This window comes from Psychrobacter sp. 1U2 (assembly GCF_051847575.1).
In genome coordinates this window covers 1-636 of record NZ_JBPYDC010001305.1, presented here as the reverse complement: position 1 = coordinate 636, position 636 = coordinate 1, and the positions used below count along the sequence as shown (strand labels likewise).

At 44.7% G+C, this 636-nt stretch carries 1 protein-coding gene; it reads right to left on the bottom strand.

Annotated features, from left to right (window positions below; all coding sequences use genetic code 11):
• Positions 1 to 489, bottom strand: a 489-nt coding sequence (locus ACS8FD_RS21785) for an oxidoreductase (protein ID WP_459252167.1), incomplete at its 3' end; no start/stop codon positions are given.
• Positions 490 to 636: the final 147 nt, after the last annotated feature.

Here is a 636-nt window from a genome sequence, read left to right as displayed (position 1 = left end):
CTTAATCACTTGCTTGATTTCATCAGCGGTGGCTGGACGTGGTGGCGTCGTTTCAACGCGAATCGCTTGATTATCGCTATCACGTAAAGAGGTGCGAGCGCCGACTTCGACGTCCGACGCTGAAATAGGCGCCTTACCATCAGGCTGTACACTTTCATGCGCCACTAGACCCGTGTGCCATAGCTGTACGACGATCTTACCGCCTTTAGCATGGACATTATCGACGATGGCTTTCCACGCGGTCATCTGATCTTTAGTATGGATGCCAGGCGCACCTGCATAACCTTTTGCTTGCAATGATACTTGCGTCGCCTCAGCGATCACAAGGCCCGCTCCCGCTGCACGCTGTGAATAGTATTCACCTGCTAATGCCGTTGGTACATCGCCTGGCTCAACAGCGCGTAGACGAGTTAGTGGTGCCATAATGATGCGGTTTTTTAGGGTTTGAGTGCCCATTTTTACTGTTTCAAATAAATTATCGTAAGCCATAGTATGCCTTGTTTGTGGTTATAAAAAATATGGGTAAAAATGATATTCACAACTATAAAGCAATTTATTTATAATTATGAAATCTTTATGAGTCATTAGGTCAACAAAATGTATGTTTGTTCGATAGATCAGTAAGTACTTTTTGAA